Here is a 19,387-nt window from a genome sequence, read left to right as displayed (position 1 = left end):
GTCGTGAAGCCGCGGTCTCGGCGCTGCGGCGAGCTGAGGTGGTGGCCTCGGACGAGACGGGCGTGCGCATCGAGGGCAGCAACGCGTACCACTGGGTGTTCCGCTCGGACGAAGCGGTCGTTCATCACGCCGCTCCGACGCGCGCCGCCGCGGTGGTGCACGCGATGATGGACGGGCACCGGCCCGCGGTGTGGCTGTCGGACCGCTACACCGCCCAGCAGGGGCACGGCGAGCGGCACCAGACCTGCCTGGCGCATCTGGCGCGCAACGTCGCCTATGCGGTCGAGGTCAGCGAGGATCCGGTGCCGCTGCGCCTGCAGCTGTGGCTCGGGTCCGTGTTCAGCCTGGCAGAGCGCGTTACCAACTTGGCCGCCTCGACCCTCTCGGCCAAGCGCCGGACGCTGGACCGGCAGCTGTCCGACATCCTGTCCGCCCCGAGCCGGTGCGACCTGACCCGCGCGCTGCAAGCCAAGATCGGGCGAGCCCGCGATCAGCTCCTGGTCTTCCTCGACCATCCCGGCCGCGTGGCGATCACGAACAACGAGTGTGAGCGTGCTCTGCGCCCGGCGGTGGTGCAGCGGAAGGTGACGAACGGCTACCGGGCGATGTGGGCGGCCGCAGGCGAGGCGGACGTGCGCACCGTCGTCGACACCGCTCGCCTCTCGGGCGCCGACACCTTCGCCACCCTTCTCAAGACCATCCGCGCCTGATCGCTTCCCGCGTTCACCTCGTCGGTAAGGTCAGGCGGCTCGTGCACCGCGCCGAACCCCGTGGGTAATTACCGGCCATACAGCGACTCCAGACAAGCGAATGCCACTTAGGCACTTTTGGAGGAGGATGTCGCTCAGCCCAATCCGGCCGATCGCGCGAGCCAAGCGCTGCCGGGCTGAGATTTAGACGGTACTCGCCAATATAAGATATGATTCAATGCTGATGATCTGCGTTAATCGCGAATCATAAATCAGCGGAATTTTTGATTTTAGCGTGACAGCTGGCTGTACCTAAAACCCACTTAATCTGTAAATACATCCATTTTGGCCGGATACTAAGTAAATATATGTAAATTAGTAAAGCATCTGCGATGAGTGTATGCGCATCACCACCTAACTTCGAGTAATTCACGGTTATAAAACAAGTAATATTAATCTGATTTATACAATAAATTGTCGGATATATCGCTTTAAAATATGCAAAAACTCTATGTTGATTTGGAATTATATTAACAAAGCCAGTATTTTTCGATATTTTATCGATTTTTAATCGCCGCCGAATAAGCAAATTGCTGCAGAAATTTGGCGTCCCCGACGTTTCCAAGTTGTAAGCAATATTTGCTGCTTGTTGCTAGATCGGGAAGTTGGTAGCTTTGTAAGGCTACAGGGCAGATATAGTAACGCAGCGGGAGGTTGCACAATGCAAACAATATATTACACTAGAACTGCTGGCTCCAACGAAGAGCTCTGGTCTTCTGATGCTTATGGAGCAAGGCGCGTCAGAGCCATTAACACTAACAACACCGGTCTTGCAAATCTAACTACAGTGGGTAATAAATTATATTTCTCGGCGTCTAGCAACACAACCGGATACGAACTCTGGACATCAAACGGCACTGAAGCGGGAACGCAACTGGTCAAGGATATATATCAAGGCGCCAACAGCTCTAATCCATATAGTCTTACCAGTCTTAATGGAATGTTGTATTTTGCAGCAACAGATGGGACAACTGGTGTTGAAATATGGAAAAGCGACGGCACTGCATCCGGAACTACTCTAGTTAAAGATATATATTCCGGCGCACTAGGTAGCTCGCCAGGTTCTTTCATCAAATCGGGTAATAATATATATTTTTCCGCTATAGATGGCACGAGCGGTTACGAACTTTGGAAGAGCGACGGCACTTCTTCGGGAACAGTGAGAATTAGAGATATCTATCCCGGAGCGAACGACTCAAGTCCTGCAAATTTGTATTCTGCAAATGGAAATGTATACTTCACAGCTAACAACGGTGCCGATGGCTTTGAGGTTTATAAAACAGATGGTACGGCCTCTGGCACTTTAATGCTTGCTGATATTAATCCAGGTTCTGGTAGTTCTTTTGCGAGCAGTTTTACGAATGTGAATGAAACGGTTTATTTTTCAGCCTACAATCCAACATCAGGATATGAATTGTGGAAAACAAATGGTACAACTTCAGGAACAATGCTAGTAAAAGATATCAATCAAGGAGCTAACGGTTCTTCTCCGTACGGTCTAGTAAATCTAAATGGTTCATTGTTGTTTGTTGCATACAATACAATAAACGGAGGTGAATTATGGAAATCTGACGGCACTTCTTCTGGAACGGCAATTTTGAAAGATATCCGACTTGGAACATCAGGATCTAACATTTCCAATCTAACGGTTATCGGTAATAAAGCATATTTCAATGCAACCGATGGATTCGGCGATCAAGTTTGGGTGTCAGACGGCACAAACTCTGGCACACGCTTGCTATACAATATAAATCCGTCTGCAGCGTTCGCGGGGAATTCTAAATTCTTTCAGGCGAATGGCGAGATTTATTTCACTGGTTTCGATGGATTTTATTATAATCTTTACAGCACAGACGGAACAACTGAAGGTACTAAAATCGTTACAGCCGGCATAAATCCGCTTAACGTGGCTGTCACAAGCGGTACTGGATTAAATGCAACACAGATAACGGACTATAATCAGGATCAAATATCGGATATTACATGGATTAATCAATCTGGTGAGGTTGATATTTGGTATATGGATGGTACAAATATCAGAGGCGGCGGACCAGTCTTCAATGCAGCACCGGGTTTTCAGGTAGTTGGGCATAGCGATGTCAACGGTGACGGGAAGAGCGATATTGTTCTGCGCAACAGCAACACCGGTGAAATCGATCTCTGGCAAATGGATGGAAAGACCATCATCGGTGGTGGCTATGTTTCCAATCCTGGGACCGACTGGAAGGTCGCAACACTCACCGACACCGACGGCAACGGTACGAGCGATCTCATCTTGCGCAATAGTGTCTCGGGCGAGATCGATGTGTGGAGAATTGATGAAAAAGGCAAGATTGCACCGGGCAGTGGTTACGTAGGTATCCCGGGACCTGATTGGGATGTCGTCGGAAACGGTGATTTCAACTACGATGCTCACGGAGACCTAGTGCTTCGCAATCGCAACACTGGAGAGATCAATCTCTGGTTCCTGAATGGGAACAACGTTCTCGGTAGTAGCGGGTATGTCGCAAACCCCGGTATCAGCTGGACGGTGTCAACAACCGGCGACTTGAACGGTGATGGCGCAACGGACTTGGTGCTGCGCAATACGGGCACCGGCGAACTCAATGCTTGGTTGATGAACGCGCGCACCATCGTGAGCGGAAGCGGCTATATTGCCAATCCCGGTACAGCTTGGACAGCGGAACAGTCTGGAGATTTCAATTCCGACGGGAAGGCTGACCTAGTCCTCCACAATACACAAACGAACGAGGTCAACCTCTGGTACATGGATGGAGCAACTCTAACAGGTGGTGGCTTCGTCTCACAACTGGATGGAGTTTGGAAACTCAGCTGAGGCACGTACACCAGGGAGAGCGCGGCCTCGCGCTCTCCAACTGCAGCCATGGTTGTGAAGGGTCTACAAGGCGAAGCTCCTGACAGACGACGCGCTCGACGCGGCGATCGCGGCCTACCTCGCCGATCCGTCGAAGCCGGTCATGCTCAAGATCGACGGCAAGCGCCTCGACGTCGCCGCGGCCGTCCTGGGCAACGCCTACAGCACGGAGGTGCTGGCGCGGGAGGGTGTGACGGCGCCACAGAAGCGGAACGCGGTGAAGACGGCGATCCTGCTGGCGCCGGTCGGATGACAAAACCGACGCCGCCATCAGGCGGTGTCGACCAACCACTTCGTGTTGAGGATGAGAGAGGCTGCGAACAAAGCTCGTCCCGCCTCGTCGCGCAACAACACAGCAACCTGCCGACTTTCGCTCCGAGCTACCTCGTCTCGCGCGATATTTGGCAGAACTCTGATCGCTGCATCACAGGCGGCGTGGGCGTTGGGAAACTCGGTTCCGACGTCGTCAGTGGTCAGGCAGTCGTCCTGAATGTCGAAAAAGAAGCGCGGCATTGCATGTTCCGAAAGCCAGCCGGGAGCGCGCAGGTCTCACAAGCGCCGGCTGGCGGGGTCGATACCGACGATCCCGTTCTGTAGCCAGATAGCCGGTGGCGCGTGCCATCACAGGTTCAGAATTGCGGATTCTTTTCTGCCGCCCTTCGATCCGCCGGCGCCTGTCGAACGATCCTCAGCGGCCGAGGAGTAGCCCGTTGAAGGACAGGGTCGCCGTATAGACCGGCCGCCCATCCTCGTCCGTGACGAGCACGGTGACCGTGTGGTGGTCGCCGTTCTGGGGCAAGTGGTCGAGGGCCATGGCGGGAAGCGTCCGCTTCGCCTGCGCGATGGCGTCGTCGAGGTTGGAAAACTCATGACCCGTCGTGTCGCGGTTCCATTCCTCATCATGGATGTCGAAGTAGAAGCGCGGCATGGAGGCTCCTGAGTTTTGATCGGCTGGGGCGACGACCAGCACATGATATCTCCTGGCCGCATCAACGCGCGCTGCCGTAGCGAAGGACAAAAAGCGCAGCGTTATGGAGGGGTGATGTTGGAGCTGAAGCGCGATGCGAGGTCGTTGGCGGGGATGGCGCGCCTGTGAGCGCGCGCCGCATTGTCTACTCCTACCGCGACGATGGTACGACGCGCTTTTGGTCCATCCCCTATCACGGCGAGGAGCCTGCGAACGCGGTGCATGTCGAGTACGATCCTGGTGCGGCCGTGCCTTGGACGGCCCACTATGCCCTCGGCGGCTGGCCCCGGGCGGCGATCGAGCCGGCCGACATCGAGCGGGTGCTGGCTGGCGTCGAGCTGCGTGACAATCGCGGGTGGCGGATCCGGTGAGGCGCCGCAACCCCCGCCGCTCCTACGACGAGCACGGCCGCGAGATCGCGCCGCCGACCGTGGGCAGCGCCCGTGCCGAGGGCGAGACCACCGTCTCCGCGCGCTGCTACGACTGCGGACACAGCGCGATCGTGTCGACCGACCACTTTCCCGCCGATCTGCCAATCCCCGACATTGAGCTTCGCCTGAGATGCTCCGCCTGCCAGGGGAAGCGCATAGGCGTGATGAAGGACATGCAGGCGTACTACGCACGCCTCACCGCCGAGACCGGGTGGAAGATGGAGATCAAGCCGTGGCTGAAGCTGGACCCGGAGGCTTGAGCTTCGTCGTCGGGCGGGATGTGCCGTGGCTTGATCGGCGCTGAGAGCGAGAAGGATGTCGACTTCGGGAAACCTCACCGAGTGTCAAAGTCATATTATTTGGCGTTCCTCCTTCAATTTACATTTTAATGCGAACAAAATAAAATTTACATGTGCATAATACATTCTATGATGTCTCTGAATTATTTATCCAGCCATCGGGCTCTGGCATTTTGTCGATGATAACAGCTCGTATTGTTCGTTTTTTCAGCAAGTATGCCTTAGCTACGCGATGTGCGCCATCAACAATGTTTCCATTTCCAAGCATAATGATTGGATAATCAAGAATTGCTTCGTTAATGTCGCGGGCGCGCTCTGCAATGAGACGTATCGTAGGTTGTACGTTGTTCGGACCACCAAACCATACGACCTCATCGAGAATTGCAAGCCGGTCTACTTCAACCTCCACCTGAGTAGCCCCGGCCGCAGCCGCCCAAAGACTTGGAGCGCGCCAGAACGGGATACGACCGTCCGCATCCACTTCGCCGTAGAGCGTCCTCGTGTCTGCATTGGCCATGGTATGCGACCTCTGTGTGATCAGATCCATCTATGGGCGATCTTGTTCGCTGACGTTTCCGATGGGGGCAAGTAGCACGCAGCCAACAACCTATGCACACAAAAATCCTCGTTATTGCCAGACGCACAGCATATGTTTGGCGGCGCATGAAGCGCCAAGTGCCGCGCTGGGAGGATAGCAAGCTTCATCGAATAGATGATGACGGAACAGGTCGACGGCGAACTGAATCAGCCCTGCGCGAAGTTCGCCGGTCTGCTACCGAAGTGCTCCCACGTTGTCGGGCAGGATGTGCCGTGGCCGGAGGAGTAGAGGCCTGAGACGAAAAACCCGCCAAGCGGGGGCAGGGCGGGCTGAAGTGTATCTCGGGATCTATGCGCCAAACAGCGCAAAGGGTTTACAGCCGGACCAGTTGCGGGCGTCAATTCAGCCGGAGAGAGTAGGCCGGAAGAAATAGCCCCGCTCGGCGGCTGCCGGCGGGGCTGAGAAGTCCTTGGATGGTCTGCGTGCGCCCGCGGCGCGGCCTGGATTGAAGCCGAGGGAGTCTGGAGCGTCAACTAGGCTGATGATGGTGTTTCGAAATAACGAAGCGCCCCGAGCCGGAGCCCGGGGCGCGGTGACGGCTGATAAAGGGCAGGACGGTCAGCGCCGAGGCGGCGCCCGCATGGTCTCCCGGATCTCCCGCAGCAGGTCGACCGAGAGCTTCACCTGCTCCTCGAGTCGGATTAGGCGCCCAGCCGTGTCGCTGCGGTCGCGCTCCAGCGAGTCGAGACGGGCGTTGACCTGCCCGAACCGATCGTCGCCCCGCTTCGCCAGCAACATGTCCTTCTCGCCGAGCGCATCGAACCGCGCGTCGATCTTCGCTACATAGGACCCGGCCCAGACGAGCTGGCCGGCCAGCCCCATCAGCAGCGCCCCGGCTGCCCAGAATGAGGCCCGCTTCGGCAGGAGGATGGCGCCCTCGGCGGGCTCGGCGGTTCTGGACATGATGGTAGGGCCCTTTCGGCCGAGGGCGCGCCGGATCGACCGGCGCGGGCGGGTTACGAGGCCTTCAGGCCCGGCAGCAGGCCGGCTACGAGGGTGCCGACGGCGCCGACGAGGCTGACGACGGCGTTGGCGGTCTCGGGCGAGCCCAGGAACGCGGCGAGTTCGGACTTGCCGGCAAAGCCTGCGGCGACGGCCGCGACGGTGAGCAGGCCGGTGATGGTGCCCGGGGTGAGGAGCTTCTTCATCGTGGTGTCTCCGGTGGGGGATCAGGCCGCGAGCGCGGCCCGCAGCCGCGCGAGCGCGCGGGAGAGGAGGCCGCCGACGGGTGCCGGGGCGGGCTTGGCGGCGGGCGCGACGGGCGGGACCGAGGTCGCCGGGACGGTGGCGATCGCCGGCGCAGGCCCGGCGGGCACCGCGTTGCCGGCCTGCCGCGCCTTGCTCAGGGCGACCTCGACGGCGTCGGCCGAGACCAGCGCCTTGTTGAGCCCGTCGCCGGCGTAGTAGCTCTGCCCGCGCGTCACGGTGCGCTTCTGCCCTTTCGTCGGGGCGAGCACCGGGAACGAGGCCCATTCCTGCGCGATCTTGAGCCCGAACCCGGCGACCGACAGCGTCCCGGCCATGAACGCCTCGTAGCCGCGCCGCTTCAGCAGGTGATAGCCGAGCCGGTCCTGCAGGTCGGGCCCGAAGATCTCGCGGCCGGTGAGCCCGAGCTCGTCGCGCAGGCCTTCCAGCGTCGCCTTCATGAACTGGTAGCGCCCGCACGCGCTCGAGCCGAACGACCGCGTCCAGGACGGGCCGGCCGCGATCACCTCGGCCAGCGTCATGCTGGTGAGCGGCTTGGCGAGCTTCGCTTGGTTGTTGCCGTAGACGGTGCCGTAGCCCCTCGGCGCCTCCTTCGAGGCGATGAAGTCGAGCAGCAGCGCCGCGCCGGCGGGCACGGTCTTGTCCATGATGAGCCTCGGATTGAGGGTGAGGGGGATCAGGAGACCGGACCGGGCCTCGCCCGGCCGGTCAAAAGGGGGCGCTTCCGCACGCGTCGGCGGCCCCGCCGCACAGGAGCGCGGCGGCGATCAGGGCGTGCATGGCGGGTCAGGCCAGTTCGAACGACATGCCGTCGAGCGCGACGTAGGAGGCGCCGACGGGAAGCTGGCTCACGTAGATCCCACCGTCGCCGGCGCTGACCTCGAGCAGCGCGAACCCCGCGACGCCGCCGACCGGGACGATGACCCTCCGGGTGGACTTCGGCCGCAAGTTCACCGGCAGCCGGTAGATGAGGGTCCGCCCGCTCGGGTCGAGCGTAGCGACGTCGACCAAGCCGCCCAGGAACATCCGGCGTGCGGTGCCGACCTCCTGCACCGAATAGGTCGGATATTGCGTGATGCCGTTCCACCCATTGAGGAACAGCGCCGGCAACTGCTTCTCGGCAATGGAGGCGGTCATGAGCCCGCACTCCTCGGCCAGGATCGCCTTGGCGATCGCGACCGCCAGCAGCATCTTCGCGTACGGGTTGAGGTGGATGTTGTCTTCGATCGTCTGGAAGGCGTTGGCGATGCCCCCCGGGACGACCGCGCCGAGCACCTCGTTGGCGTCGACGATACTGACGCCGCGGCCGGCTGCAACGGCGATGATCGCCCCGCGGTAATCGACCTGGGTACCGGCGTTGCTGGTGGTGAACCCGTTCGGGTTGCCCTCGGTCTTGAGGTAGAACCGGGGCTCGATGACGACGATCGGGATCGCGCCGTAAGCGCGCACGCCGTCGATCCAGGCCCCGACGTACTGCCGGGTGAAGGCGACATCGGACCCGGCCTGCTGGTCGTTCACGCCGCTCACCAGGATGGCGTAGCGCGCCGCCCCGACGCCCTTCGCGACGAAGGCCTGGTACGCGTCGTAAGTATTGGTGCCCGGAACCGCGTTGTTGGTGATCGTGCCGACCCGCAGGCCGTTGGTGCCGTCGAGCGCCTCGCGCAGGGCATGCGAGATGTCGCCGGTCCGGCTGTAGGCCTGGCTGTCGCCGAAGATGACGAGGTCGCAGGCACGCCGCCCGCTCGCCTCCCGGGTGGTGGCGATCGACCAGTTGTCGACCGAAGGCACGACGGCGTCGGCCGGGGCGAGGACGCCGAAGCCGGCATCGACGATCTCGGATCCGTCGCCGGTGTCGATCGGGCCGGTGATGTCCTGCCCGTTGAGCTTGAGCCGGAAGGTCCTGTGGTTCTGGACCTCGATCTGCCAGTCGCAGACCCCGGGCTGGTAGGCGGAGGCGGTCGCGAGGCCGGCCCAGGCGGGGTAGACGCGCGTCGCGACCGGCTGGCCCGTCAGCTTGATCGCGAGCGTCGCCGTCGCCGTGGCGTTGGCGTAGATCACCCAGTAGCCGGTCGTCGTCCGCACGAACGCGCCGCGGAGATAGTTGCCGGCGGTCGCGAAGTGCGCGCGCAGGCACTGCCCGCCGTGGATCGGGACGAACCCGGCGTACCAGATGCCGCCCGTGGCGACGTTCCAGGTCAGCTGATCCGTGTTCGCGGCGACCTGCCCGGCGGCCGGATTGGAGCCCAGCACCGCCGGCGTGTCCGTCCAGGTGTCTCCGGCCGGGTAGGCGACCTGCTGGCGCGAGGGGATGTCGGTGCAGGGGATCTGCCGGTAGGTGCGCCCGGTGGCCGTGGCGAGCGACCCGTCGAGCCAAATGGCCTTTTCGATCGGGTCGCGGTTGTCGCGCGGGCTGATCGCAGTCTCGAACCGGATGCCCGCCGTGTCGGTGAGCGTCAGCAGCGGGACGAGGCAGCGGCCGAACTTCGCGACGTCGATGGCGCCTGTCAGCCGCGCGGCCGGCGTCCCGTTGAGCACGACGGCGCGCCAGTCGATCGCCTGCGACGCGTAATAGATCCGTGTCAGGTAGACCGGGCAGCCGTAGAGCACCGCGTAGCCGCGGACGGCGTCGAGCGCCGCATAGTCGTCGGTCGTCCCGTTGCCGCGCGCCCCGGCCTGCTCGGGCGTGATGACGCTGCTATCGGCGGGCTCCCACCAGGCGCCGTCCGCGCTCTGGAACGCGACCCCATGGTCAGGCTGCGCCGAAGCGCGAGCCCACTCGCTCGCACCGAGCCCGACGCGGGCAACGCCGAGGAGCCGGAGCGCGGTGACGTCCGCCGGCACCTGCGCGGCGATCGCCGCGGCCCGGGTCGGGAAAGACAGGAGCCGCCGGTTGACCGCGTCCGCGATCGGGCCCGACGCCGCCTTCTGCGCGTCGCTGGTGTTGTCGACGTTCGGGAGGCCGATGTCGGCGCGGCCGTTGGCGCCCTTGCGCGCCTTGGTCTGGTCGAGCGTGGAGAGCGCGCCGCCGATGGGATTTGCGGTATCGCTGGCCTTCTGCTCGTCGCTGGTGTTGTCGACGTTCTGCAGCCCGATATCGACACGCCCGTTCGCCCCCTTGCGGGCCTTGGTCAGGTCGAGGTCCGCCAGCTTCCCGCCGATCGGGTTGGCCGGGTCGGTGGCCTTCTGGAGATCGCTCGTGTTGTCGAGCGAGGACAGGATGTCCGAGCGCCAGGTGCGCCCGACGTCGTCGTAGGTGACGTAGACGAGGCGGCCGAGCTTGAGCCGGCCGGCATCGAACGGCCGCCCGTCCGCGTCGCGCCACGGCAGCGGGCCCGTGCCGTCGACGTTGAGGGACGGGAGGTCCGTGTTCGTACGGTCGACCCAGACCGCGAGGCTCAGTCCCGGGCGGAGCGTGGTGATCCCGGACGCGGTCGAGACGACGTAGGCATTGGCGGTGCCGGTGGTGACGAGGGCGCCGCCCTGATCGTCCGCGAGCGCCCGGCTCGCCGCCATGATGGTGCGCAGCGACTCGGGGAACGTGCGCGACGACGCGCCGTCGGCGGACTGGATGGCGGGGTCCGTGGCCGCGTTGCGCGCAGGCGTCGGCGCCCAGGCGGGGATGCCCATGGACAGGTGCTCCGATGTCGGGGAGGTGAGGCGCCGGCCGTCAGGTCTTGATGACGAACTGGACGACGAGGCCGGGCGGGATGCTCGAGTGCGGCTGGCCGCCACCCGCCGCGTCGATCGCGAGCGGGTGTTCGTGCGCCGCGGCGGCCGGTAGGGTGTGGAAGTGATCGTCAGCAGCCACGATGGTGTGGACGTGATTGCTCACGTTGCTGATCGTCGCCGCGTGGCTATGCGCACCACTATTCGGGATTGAGACGGGGTGGATGTGCCCAGGATCGGTCGAGGTGCTGCGTTTTTCCTCGAACGCTTCGTATGAGCCGACGTCTGCGACGAACGCAAAGCTCGCGCCCGGCGCGTTGATGTTGGCATTCCCGCGCGTGAGGCTGAACCCGCGCCCTTCGCCGCCGGCCTGGCCGGTCGTTCCGGTGTGGCCGTGAGCGCCGTCGTTGGCGACCGTGGCGGTGTGGGTGTGGCCGCCCTCGGGCTGGGTCTGGCCGCCATGGTTGTGCGAGCCGGCGAGGCCGGTTGTCCCGCCACCGGTCGCGCCCCCCGACTCCGCCGTGCCGGCGTGGCTGTGGCTCGGCATCTGCGCGGTGGTCAGGGTCACCGTCTCGGCGCCACCCGCATTGCCGAGCCCGCCGCCGAGGCCGCCTACGCTGGTCAGCCGCCCCGCGCCGGCATCGACGCCGAACGGGGCGCGCCCGCGGAGGTCCGGGATCTGGAAGGTGGTCGAGCCGTCGCCGCCGCCGTAGTAGCCGCCGATTGCCAGGAACAGCGCGCTGTAGGCGGTGCGCGACAGGGTGCGGCCGTCGCAGGGCAGCCAGCCGTCGTCGACCACTGGGCCGGCCTGGACCCGGATCGTGCCCGGCGCCGCAATCTCCGGCGAGGTCAGAAAGTAGGCGCCGGCCGACGGGACGTAGGCGGCGCGGTAGAGCACGCCCGGCGTGAGGTCGCCGGGCCCGAGCTGGCGCTGGTGGCGCCGCAGGACCGGCTTGCCGTCGGTGCCGTTGACCGAGAGCGTGGCCGGCCCGGAATTGGTGCTTCCGACGAAGAAGGCGACCTCGAAGGGCTGGGTGAGGTCGCTGATGCTCTGGTCGAGGCCGAGCGCGTAGGCGTTCCCGGTGGCCGAGGCGCCCCGCGTGCCGTTGGTGTCGCGCAGGAGGCAGGCGATCGCCGCCATCATGGCGCGCGCGCTGTCGTTGACGGCGGCGGGCGACATCCCCTCCGGCCAGTAGATCGGCGCGTCGATCGAGGCGTTGCTCGGCGGGTCCGGGGACCAGGCGTTCGGGTTGGGCATGGGCGGCCTGAAGGCGAGCGCCGCCGTTCCGGGAGCCGGGCGGCTCCAGGTCGGGCAGGCGGGATATGAAGGCGGGTCAGGTCCGGCGGCGGCCTGTGGCGGGCAGCAGGGCGAAGAAGCGGCCGGCGTCGAACTGCGGCGGCGGGGCCTGGGGCTGAGGTGCCGGCGCGGGGGCGGGTGCCTCCGCCGGTGCCGTCGGCTGCTCCTGCGCGGCAGGCTTCGGCATCAGGGAGCGCAGGATCGCCGCGACGTCGGCGGTGTCGTCGGTGGCGGGTGCCGACTGGGGCGCGGGCGCGTCGCCCTTCGGCGCCTGAAACCCGAAGGGCGTGGCTGGAGCCTCGTTGGTGCCGGCCGGCATGGTCGGGGTGAAGTCGCCGCCGAGGAAGGCGGCCGCCTTCGCCCGGTGGGCGCCCATCTGGGTGTTGACCTTGTCGGCCACCGTGCCAGGCGCACCGCCGTTGCCGGCGTCCGAGGCGTTGTAGCGCCCGGGCCGGCCGGCGTTGATGGTCGAGTAGAGGTCGAGGATCCCCATGCCGGGCTGGAAGCCGCGCGCCTGGAGGTAGCGCTCGGCGGCCCCGAGCTGCTCCTCGAAGCTCTGGCCCTGGCTCGCCCCGTAATCGCGCTGCTCGGCCGGGCCGAACTGGATCAAGCCGATGTGCCGGTTGCCGGCTCCGCCCCGGATGCTCGGGGAGAAGGTGCCGCCGGTCTCGTAGGAGATGACCGTCGCCAGGTCGAGCGGGTTCGCGCCGATGCGCTGCGCCGAGGCGATCAGCGCGTCGCGGAGGGGGCTGGCCATGTCGGATCCTGAAACGACGAAGGCCGCCCCGAGGGACGGCCTTGCAGGTCCCGGCGCGCACGCCTGGGGACAGTGCTGGTTTCCGACGGAACGCCCGTCGGGTCAAGGGTCGAGGGTTGCAACCACCGCAACGAACAGTGAAGCTGCGCCCTATGCCGAGATGGTTGAAGCAACTGCTCTGGATGTGTGCCCAGGCCTACGCGGTCTGGTGGATGACAGACGGCATGATCCGGGATCTCGGGCCGCAGGGGGCGATCGGCTACCTCATCATGAACGTCATCATCGTGGCGTTCCTCACCGCGCTCCTCACGAACGTTTGGGACTGGGTGAGGGCCAGGACGCGCGGGCTACCGTTTCGGCTCGGCTTTGCGGTCGCCCGACTGATGGGCAGCGTTCGTCACCGCTGATAGCCGACGGGCGAAATAGGCAGCATTCGGGCTTCCGGGTGGGGAGGCGACGAGGGCGCGCAGATCCGGCAGGGCCGCAGGGTCGGTGAGCAACCGCGCGATGTCGCGCACCTGCGCTTCCATTCGGCGCTCCGCCCAGGCGTTGCCGGCGGCCTTCCTGATGCCGAGCGCCGCACCGGCTCCGGCACCGCCGAGGCCACCCGCCGCCGCGCCGGCCGCCGCCTTCGTGACGGTGTCCGTGATCGCCTGCCCGACCTGGTCGCCGCCGTTCTTGAGTGCGGCCTGGATCTGGTGGTTGAACGCCGTGTCGGAGCCCTTCTGCGGCCGGTAGCCGGTCGCTTCCATCGTGTCGAGGAACCGGGACAGCCCGGTCCAGATCGTGTCGCCCTCGGGCAGCGACCGCACGGCAGCCTCAAGGTTCTGCGCCTGCTGCGGATTCCCGCGCAGGGCGGAGGCAAACCCGGCGCCCCCGTACTGCGCCGGCAGGCCCCGGAGGTCCTGGGTCGCCTCGTTGAACACGCTCTCGATGTGCTGGCGCACGAGGTGGCGCGCCGCCTGCGGGTTGTTGCGGGCGAGCGCCGACACGGCGGCCGAGACCTCGCCGGCGCTGTTCGCTGCCGGGTTGGCGGGGAAGAGGATGCGCGCGGCGTCGCGGCCCTCCTTGGTCTGGAGAGCGAGACGCCCGAGCGGCGAAGCCTCGACGCGGGCCATGCCCTCGCGGGCAGCGACAATGTTCGACAGCGCCTCGCGCGCGCCGGGGAACTGCGCCAGCGTGTCCTCGCGCTCCAGCATGCCCTTTCGGAGCCGCCCGGCATCCGGGATGCCGCGCTGATCCGTGACCGAGTCCAGGATCTCCGTCGTGAGGCGCGCCTCCTGCGCCTGGCGCGCCGCTGGCGTGGCGACCTCGACGAGATCCCGGGCGGCCGACGGCTGGGCGAGGGTCCCGGGCACCTGCTCGGCCGGCATCTGCATGCGGCCGCGATCGTCGCGGGCGGTGGCGCGGGCGAGAGGCGTGTTGCCATCGAACGGGTCGATCGCCCGGCTGTTTGCCGCAAAATTGGCGTCGGCGGTCGCGACCTCGGGCAGCCGCTTGAGCTGCGCGTCGAGAGCGGACCGGTAGATCTGAAGATCGCGGACCTTGGTGCCGTCGCCGTTCCGCTGGGCGTCAGCGATGGCGTAATCGGCCCGCTCTCGGGCGTGCAGCAGCCCCTCGACGCTCATGTCGGGGAGCGACTGGCCGGTCGCCGGGTCGAGGTCGGGCCCCTTCAGGTCCTCGCGCAGGGAGCGCAACGAGGAGCGCACGTCCCCCTTCGCCGTGCGGAGCTGCTGCTCGACCGCCGCCGCTGCTGGCCCGGGGTCTACCTGCCCGAACAGCGGCGCCGGCACCTCCTCGCGGATCGTGGTCGGCTCCATCTTCGCGGTCGGCCGCGCTGTCGGCTCCCGGGCCGCAATCACGGCACGCTCCACCGCTGTCAGTGGATCGGCGTCGCCCCGCATCACCGCGGCCGCGGCCCGGTCGAGGACGCCCTTGTCATAGGAGCGCGGATCGATCCCGGCCTCGGTCAGGGCGGCGCGGATGTCGGCCGTCGCCCGGCTCGCCGCGGCCTGGTGATCGTCGCGAAGGCGCGAGAAGCCGCTGCGCTCGTCGTTGCCGGCCCAGTCGTAGGGGTAGACCCGCTGCCCGCGCTGCTCCTGCTGCAGGAGGTTGAGGATCTCGTCGTGGACGTTGCGCGCCATCCCGCCGTCGGCGTCGGGCGGCAGGTAGCCCCGCTCGATCAGGTTCTCGCGCCAGAACCCGTCGATCGACCTGCCGTCCTGGCGCACCAGCGAACCGACGCCGGGCTGACGCCAGCGGTCGAGGCCTGCCGCCTGGACGTCGCCGCGCTCAAGCCCGATGCCGCCGTTCTCGGCGATGTAGCGCGAGAGGGAGCGGGCGTCGGGGTCGCGGGGCGGCACCGGCTGGCGCTGGGGGGCGAGCGAGCCGATCGTGGCCGGGCCGCCGTCGGCGGGAGCCGCGAACCGCGGCGGCGGGGCGGCGCCCGGGTCGAGGGTGACGAGCGCGGGCTCGCCGGGGCGCTCGACGGTGACGGTGCGATCGACGCCGAACCGCTCGGGTGCCGCCCGGGCCGCCGCGTAATCGACGGCCGCCTGGCGGTCGCGCTGCTGCGTCGCCCGGTCGAGGACGCCGCGAAGCTCCGACTGGATCGTCTCGCCAGCCTGGAGCGGCGTGACCCGCGGGCCGGCCGCCTCGCGCGCCGCGGTGAGCGCCTGGCCCTCCGCGGTCTGCATCAGACCCGCATGCGCAGCGTCCTGCACGTCGAGGCCGAGAGCCGAAGGCGCGTCGGTCGGGGGCGTGATGGCGTCGAAGGCCCGGCGTCCGGCCTGGTCCACCTGTTCGGGCCGGGCCGCGTAGAGTTCGGAGAGCGCCTGGCCGCCGGGGCTGTTCGCGGCGACGCGCTCGAGCTGCGACACACGCACCGCTCGGCCGCCGGTCTCCCGGTTCAGCGCCTCGCCGAAGGTCAGGCGCGTGCCGTCGCTTTCGGCGCCGGCGCGCATCCGGGCCCCGGCCGCGTCGACCTGCTCCGGCGTGAACCCATCCAGGGCCTCGCGCATCAGCGCGTTGCCGGCTGGCCGCGCCGCCCTGAGCCCCGCCGCAGCACCCCCGGTGAGCAGGCCAGCAGCCACGCGCGCCGGGCCTTCGATCGCGGTCCCCTCAAGCGCCTGACCCGCCCCTTCGCTCGCGAGACCCGGCAGGACACCGAAGGCCAGCAGGTTGCGACCCGCGCCCGGCACGAACTCGGCAGCCGTGCGCGCGAACTTCCCGGCGGTGGTCTGGGGCTCGTAGAGCTTGCCCGTCGCACCCTCGAAGGCGGCGAGCGCCGCGGCGCCGGCCTGAGGCAGGTCCTGCACCTTTACCAGGCTCGGCATGCCCTCGTGCGCGCGGGTGATGTCGATGCCGCGGTCGCTGGCCGCCTTCTCGCCGAACGGGGCGAGGATCGCCCGTGCCGCCTGCTTCGCGAGCCAGCCCGTCCCGGCATTGGCAAGGCCCGCCATGGTCTGCGGCAGGTCGGGCAGCCCGGCCGCACCGCGGATCAGGCCGGCGCCGGCGCTGTTCGCCACGTCGGCGAGCATCGACGGCTCAGGGCCGAAGGGATCGTGCTCCACAGGCACCAGGCGCGGGCCAGTCGCGGGGGCGGCCGGCGCGTCGGCGAAGGGGTCGTTGTCGACGGGGACGAGGCGCATCACTGCTCCACGCGCAGGTACTTGCCGGGACGATTGGGATCGGGCGCATACCACAGGCCGTCACGCGCCTGGCGCGCGCCCTGGGGCAGGCCCCGTGGCGGCTCCTGCGGGGGGGCCACGGTGGCGCCGGCCGCGGCCTGCGGGAACAGCGGGTTGTTGCCCGCGAAGTCCTCGAGCGCCTGGTCGAAGCCGGAGTCGAGGCGCCCTCCGTTCTTGGCGGCGTAGTCCCGGGCGAGCTTCGAGACGGCCTGCTGGCGCTGGGCCAGCGAGCGCGCGATCCCGATCAGGTCGCGGTTGCCCTGCTCGGACTGCGCGAGCGTCGGCGCCGTGCGGGCGATGTAGTCGCGGTCCGTGTTAGAGATCCCGGGGCCGAGCGAGCCGCCGAGCCCGTCGAGCACCACCTTGTTCGAGAGGGCGTCGAAGACCTCGGCGGCGGATGCGGCGCGCGCGTCCTTCACGCCGAGAGCGGACAGGAACTGGTTGGCCCGCTTCACGCCCTCGCCCCCGACGCCCGAGTAGAAGCCGGGCGTCTTCATCGCCTGCTCCATCAGCGCCAGGGTGTTGAGCGTCGAGGCGGCGTTGCGGCCCTTGGTGGCGAGGTCGAGCTGATAGTCGCCGTAGCCCTTGCCCACCGTGGCATCCTGCGCCTTCTCGGCGCCCATGTTGATCGTCGTCCCGGTCGGGTTCACGGGACTGATCTTGTTCTTCGAGTCGACCTGGTAGGAGCCGGCTGGCAGGCCCATGCTGACGCGCCTCTCCTCGGGGAGCAGCGTGTAGGTCTCGTCCGGCTTGCCGGCGGCCGTGCCTTCCGCCTGCGCCTGGGCACGAGAGCGGATCGTCGCTGGGTCCTTGTCGCCGCCCCGAACCGGGGTCAGAGAACCATCGGGACCGCGAGTATAGCCCTCGGGTGCCACGAACTGACCGGTCAGGATCTTGTTGAACACCTCGGGCGTCGACCCGACTGACATAGCAAAGTCGTCGCTGATTGGCGTCCCGAGTCGGGCGAAGTGGTTCTTGGCATACTGCGCGTTGGCCGTGAGGTTGCGCTGCCCCTGCTGGAACTTCTGCATCTCGACGGCCTGCTTCGCCCGGGCGAGGCCCTGCGCGGCCGAGGCGTTCTGCATCGCGACGCCGTTCTGGACGCCGGCGGCGAGCCCGCGCCCGAACCCAGGCGTGGAGAGCAGACCGGTGCCGATGCCGATCAGCATGTCCGAGTTGTTGCCGAGGAAATTCGAGATGCGGTCCCAGGTCGAAGGATCGGCCGGGGCAGCCGCGGCCTGAGCCGGCGGCCGGATGTCGAGCGGCTGACCCGGATCCGCGCTGCTGCCGAACTCCGGCGGCCGCGGGGGCGGAAGGGGTGCGCTCGTCATCGCGCGCGAGGGCGCCTGCGCCCGCGCAGGTGCCGCCGCCGCGCGTGCAGGTGCCGCCAGTGCGCTCGCGCCCGTCGGCGCCGGCTCCGCGGCTGGCAGCGGCAGGCTGGCACCGGCCGAGCCGGGACCGAAGCCCCGGGGCGCGCCGAAGCTGAACGGCGCGGCTCGCGGCTGCTCCTGCTGCGGCTGCATCGCCTGCGCGCGGGCCGGCACCGGGTCGGACGTGGCAGCGTTCGGCATAGTTCCGGGGATGGGCCGGCCGTACTCGTCGACCATCGGCATCAGGCTGAAGGGTCGCGCGCTGGCGGCCATGGGTGGAACTCCGGAAGATGATGGAGCGGCCTGGGAATCGCCCGGCGCGAGGGCGGCAGCACCCGCCAGGCCGGCCGCCGCCGGTGCGCCGGCATAGAGCAGCTGGTCGGGCGCGTAATGGCTGCGCACCCGGCCCGGGGTCAGGGCGATGACCTGGTCGTCGCCCCCGTGTTCCATCAGACCGCGCAGGATCGCGGTGTCCAAGCCCTGCTCCTTGGCGCGCTGGATGGCGGCGCCGATGTGCCCGTAGCCGAACGAGGCGCCGGTGGGTGGGCTGGGCTCGGCGCCCATGGCCCGAACCTGCTCGGCAATCTGGTGATCCTGCGTGCGGCTGGCCTGGAAGTCGCGGAGGTAGCGATCGAAGAGGGGGCCGGCGCGCGGGCTGGCTTCCTGGGTATAGATCGCGCGGGCCGCCGCGTTGAATGCCGGATCCGTCTCGGCGAGATGACCGATGTCGAACACCGCCGTCTTGCCGGGCTCCACGGTGGTGCGGAAGATCCTGGGGCCGGCCTCGACGCCGGCAACCATGTCTCCGACACCAGGCGATCCGGCATAGGTGGCGGCGGCTGTTGGCTCCGGCGCGAAGAAGACGGCGCCAGCCTCGCTGTCTTGCTTGAGGCTGGGATCGAACCGCTGGAAATCCGGTCCTTGCTTCGACCCGTGGTACAGGTCCCACGCCTTGACGTCCGGGTCGACCCGCACCGGAGGGCGCGGGCCGGCGGAGAAGGCCGGCTTGGTCGGCGCCGCAGCAGACGCCGTGGACGGACTGTCGAAGAGGTCGCCGAGGGCGGCCTCAAGCGCGGCCAACGGGTCTGCATCCTTCGCGGCAGGCCCACCGAACGAGCGGATCGCTCCGGTGGGGACTTTCATCGGCAGGGAGCCGGTCATCGCCAGCCCAGCGATGCCATGGGCAGCGCCTATCGCCTCGTCGCTGACGTGGCCCGTCAGCAGGTCGAAGGTGTCGAGCTCGCCGCGATAGGCCCGGGCGGGGGCCCCCGCAGCGTCGAGAACGCTCTGCGCGGCGTTGCCCGACGCCACGCCAATGGCGCGCGAGAGGTTCCTGCCCGCGGCTGTCGGCTGCACCGAGCCGTCCCGCCGGGGGTCGACCGGTGGTTGCCCCGGCGCAAGCCCGGCCGGGGTCGCCTCGTCGTCCGGGACGGCGGTGACGACCGGCCAGAGGCGGCCGAAGCCGAAGGGGCTGGCGGCCATC

General features: G+C 66.8%; 17 protein-coding genes. 6 read left to right on the top strand and 11 right to left on the bottom strand.

The annotated features are described in order from the left end of the window. The 3 genes from tnpC to EU555_RS32695 all read left to right on the top strand — a co-directional run. The coding region (tnpC, locus tag EU555_RS32705) for an IS66 family transposase (RefSeq protein WP_135419510.1) at positions 1-710 on the top strand (710 nt) is incomplete at its 5' end. Positions 711-1,410: 700 nt separating this feature from the next. After that, positions 1,411-3,585, top strand: a complete 2,175-nt coding sequence (locus EU555_RS32700) for an ELWxxDGT repeat protein (RefSeq protein ID WP_135419509.1) — start codon at positions 1,411-1,413, stop codon at positions 3,583-3,585. A gap of 142 nt (positions 3,586-3,727) precedes the next feature. Further along, a complete protein-coding gene (locus EU555_RS32695) occupies positions 3,728-3,877 on the top strand; it encodes a hypothetical protein (RefSeq protein ID WP_245524611.1) in 150 nt (49 codons plus the stop codon). Positions 3,878-3,894: 17 nt separating this feature from the next. Here EU555_RS32695 and EU555_RS32690 read toward each other — a convergent pair whose 3' ends face one another. Both EU555_RS32690 and EU555_RS32685 read right to left on the bottom strand, forming a co-directional pair. Further along, positions 3,895-4,137, bottom strand: a complete 243-nt coding sequence (locus tag EU555_RS32690; protein ID WP_135419507.1) for a DUF6894 family protein — start codon at positions 4,135-4,137, stop codon at positions 3,895-3,897. Between the two features lie 175 nt (positions 4,138-4,312). Then, positions 4,313-4,552, bottom strand: coding sequence for a DUF6894 family protein (locus EU555_RS32685; protein WP_135419506.1), 240 nt, complete (start codon positions 4,550-4,552; stop codon positions 4,313-4,315). A gap of 164 nt (positions 4,553-4,716) precedes the next feature. Between EU555_RS32685 and EU555_RS32680 the strand changes: the two genes are divergently transcribed. Together EU555_RS32680 and EU555_RS32675 are read left to right on the top strand one after the other, a co-directional pair. Continuing rightward, a complete protein-coding gene (locus EU555_RS32680; RefSeq protein WP_135419505.1) occupies positions 4,717-4,962 on the top strand; it encodes a hypothetical protein in 246 nt (81 codons plus the stop codon). Then, on the top strand, positions 4,947-5,282 hold the full coding sequence (locus EU555_RS32675; protein ID WP_245524610.1) for a hypothetical protein: 336 nt from the start codon (positions 4,947-4,949) through the stop codon (positions 5,280-5,282). The genes EU555_RS32680 and EU555_RS32675 overlap by 16 nt, the downstream gene beginning before the upstream one ends. A gap of 166 nt (positions 5,283-5,448) precedes the next feature. Here EU555_RS32675 and EU555_RS32670 read toward each other — a convergent pair whose 3' ends face one another. The 7 genes from EU555_RS32670 to EU555_RS36740 all read right to left on the bottom strand — a co-directional run bounded on the left by EU555_RS32670 (position 5,449) and on the right by EU555_RS36740 (position 12,845). Further along, positions 5,449-5,838 carry a ParB/RepB/Spo0J family partition protein gene (locus EU555_RS32670; RefSeq protein WP_167858736.1) on the bottom strand — a complete coding sequence of 130 codons (390 nt, stop codon included), beginning with the start codon at positions 5,836-5,838 and terminating at the stop codon, positions 5,449-5,451. Positions 5,839-6,477: 639 nt separating this feature from the next. Then, complete coding sequence (locus EU555_RS32665; RefSeq protein WP_135419502.1) at positions 6,478-6,822, bottom strand: hypothetical protein; 345 nt, start codon at positions 6,820-6,822, stop codon at positions 6,478-6,480. A gap of 53 nt (positions 6,823-6,875) precedes the next feature. Continuing rightward, a complete protein-coding gene (locus EU555_RS32660) occupies positions 6,876-7,067 on the bottom strand; it encodes a hypothetical protein (protein WP_135419501.1) in 192 nt (63 codons plus the stop codon). Between the two features lie 21 nt (positions 7,068-7,088). Next, positions 7,089-7,772, bottom strand: coding sequence for a lysozyme family protein (locus EU555_RS32655; protein ID WP_205821040.1), 684 nt, complete (start codon positions 7,770-7,772; stop codon positions 7,089-7,091). Between the two features lie 139 nt (positions 7,773-7,911). Then, positions 7,912-10,752, bottom strand: coding sequence for an SGNH/GDSL hydrolase family protein (locus EU555_RS32650; protein ID WP_135419500.1), 2,841 nt, complete (start codon positions 10,750-10,752; stop codon positions 7,912-7,914). Between the two features lie 40 nt (positions 10,753-10,792). Continuing rightward, the gene (locus EU555_RS32645; RefSeq protein ID WP_135419499.1) at positions 10,793-12,049 is read right to left on the bottom strand and encodes a phage tail protein; all 1,257 of its coding nucleotides are present in this window, start codon (positions 12,047-12,049) and stop codon (positions 10,793-10,795) included. 76 nt (positions 12,050-12,125) lie between these two features. After that, entirely contained in the window at positions 12,126-12,845 is a 720-nt protein-coding gene (locus EU555_RS36740) for a hypothetical protein (protein ID WP_205821039.1), read from the bottom strand. Between the two features lie 164 nt (positions 12,846-13,009). On the opposite strand from EU555_RS36740, the gene EU555_RS32635 reads away from it, so the two are divergent. Continuing rightward, complete coding sequence (locus EU555_RS32635; RefSeq protein WP_135419498.1) at positions 13,010-13,252, top strand: hypothetical protein; 243 nt, start codon at positions 13,010-13,012, stop codon at positions 13,250-13,252. On the opposite strand, the gene EU555_RS36480 is transcribed toward EU555_RS32635, so the two are convergent. Both EU555_RS36480 and EU555_RS32625 read right to left on the bottom strand, forming a co-directional pair. Next, positions 13,193-16,495, bottom strand: a complete 3,303-nt coding sequence (locus EU555_RS36480; protein ID WP_167858735.1) for a hypothetical protein — start codon at positions 16,493-16,495, stop codon at positions 13,193-13,195. The genes EU555_RS32635 and EU555_RS36480 overlap by 60 nt on opposite strands. Further along, complete coding sequence (locus tag EU555_RS32625) at positions 16,495-19,386, bottom strand: hypothetical protein (RefSeq protein ID WP_135419497.1); 2,892 nt, start codon at positions 19,384-19,386, stop codon at positions 16,495-16,497. The genes EU555_RS36480 and EU555_RS32625 overlap by 1 nt, the downstream gene beginning before the upstream one ends. Position 19,387 lies beyond the last annotated feature (1 nt).

The organism is Methylobacterium nonmethylotrophicum, from assembly GCF_004745635.1.
Classification (GTDB): domain Bacteria; phylum Pseudomonadota; class Alphaproteobacteria; order Rhizobiales; family Beijerinckiaceae; genus Methylobacterium; species Methylobacterium nonmethylotrophicum.
This window is presented reverse-complemented; position numbering and strand designations above follow the sequence as displayed.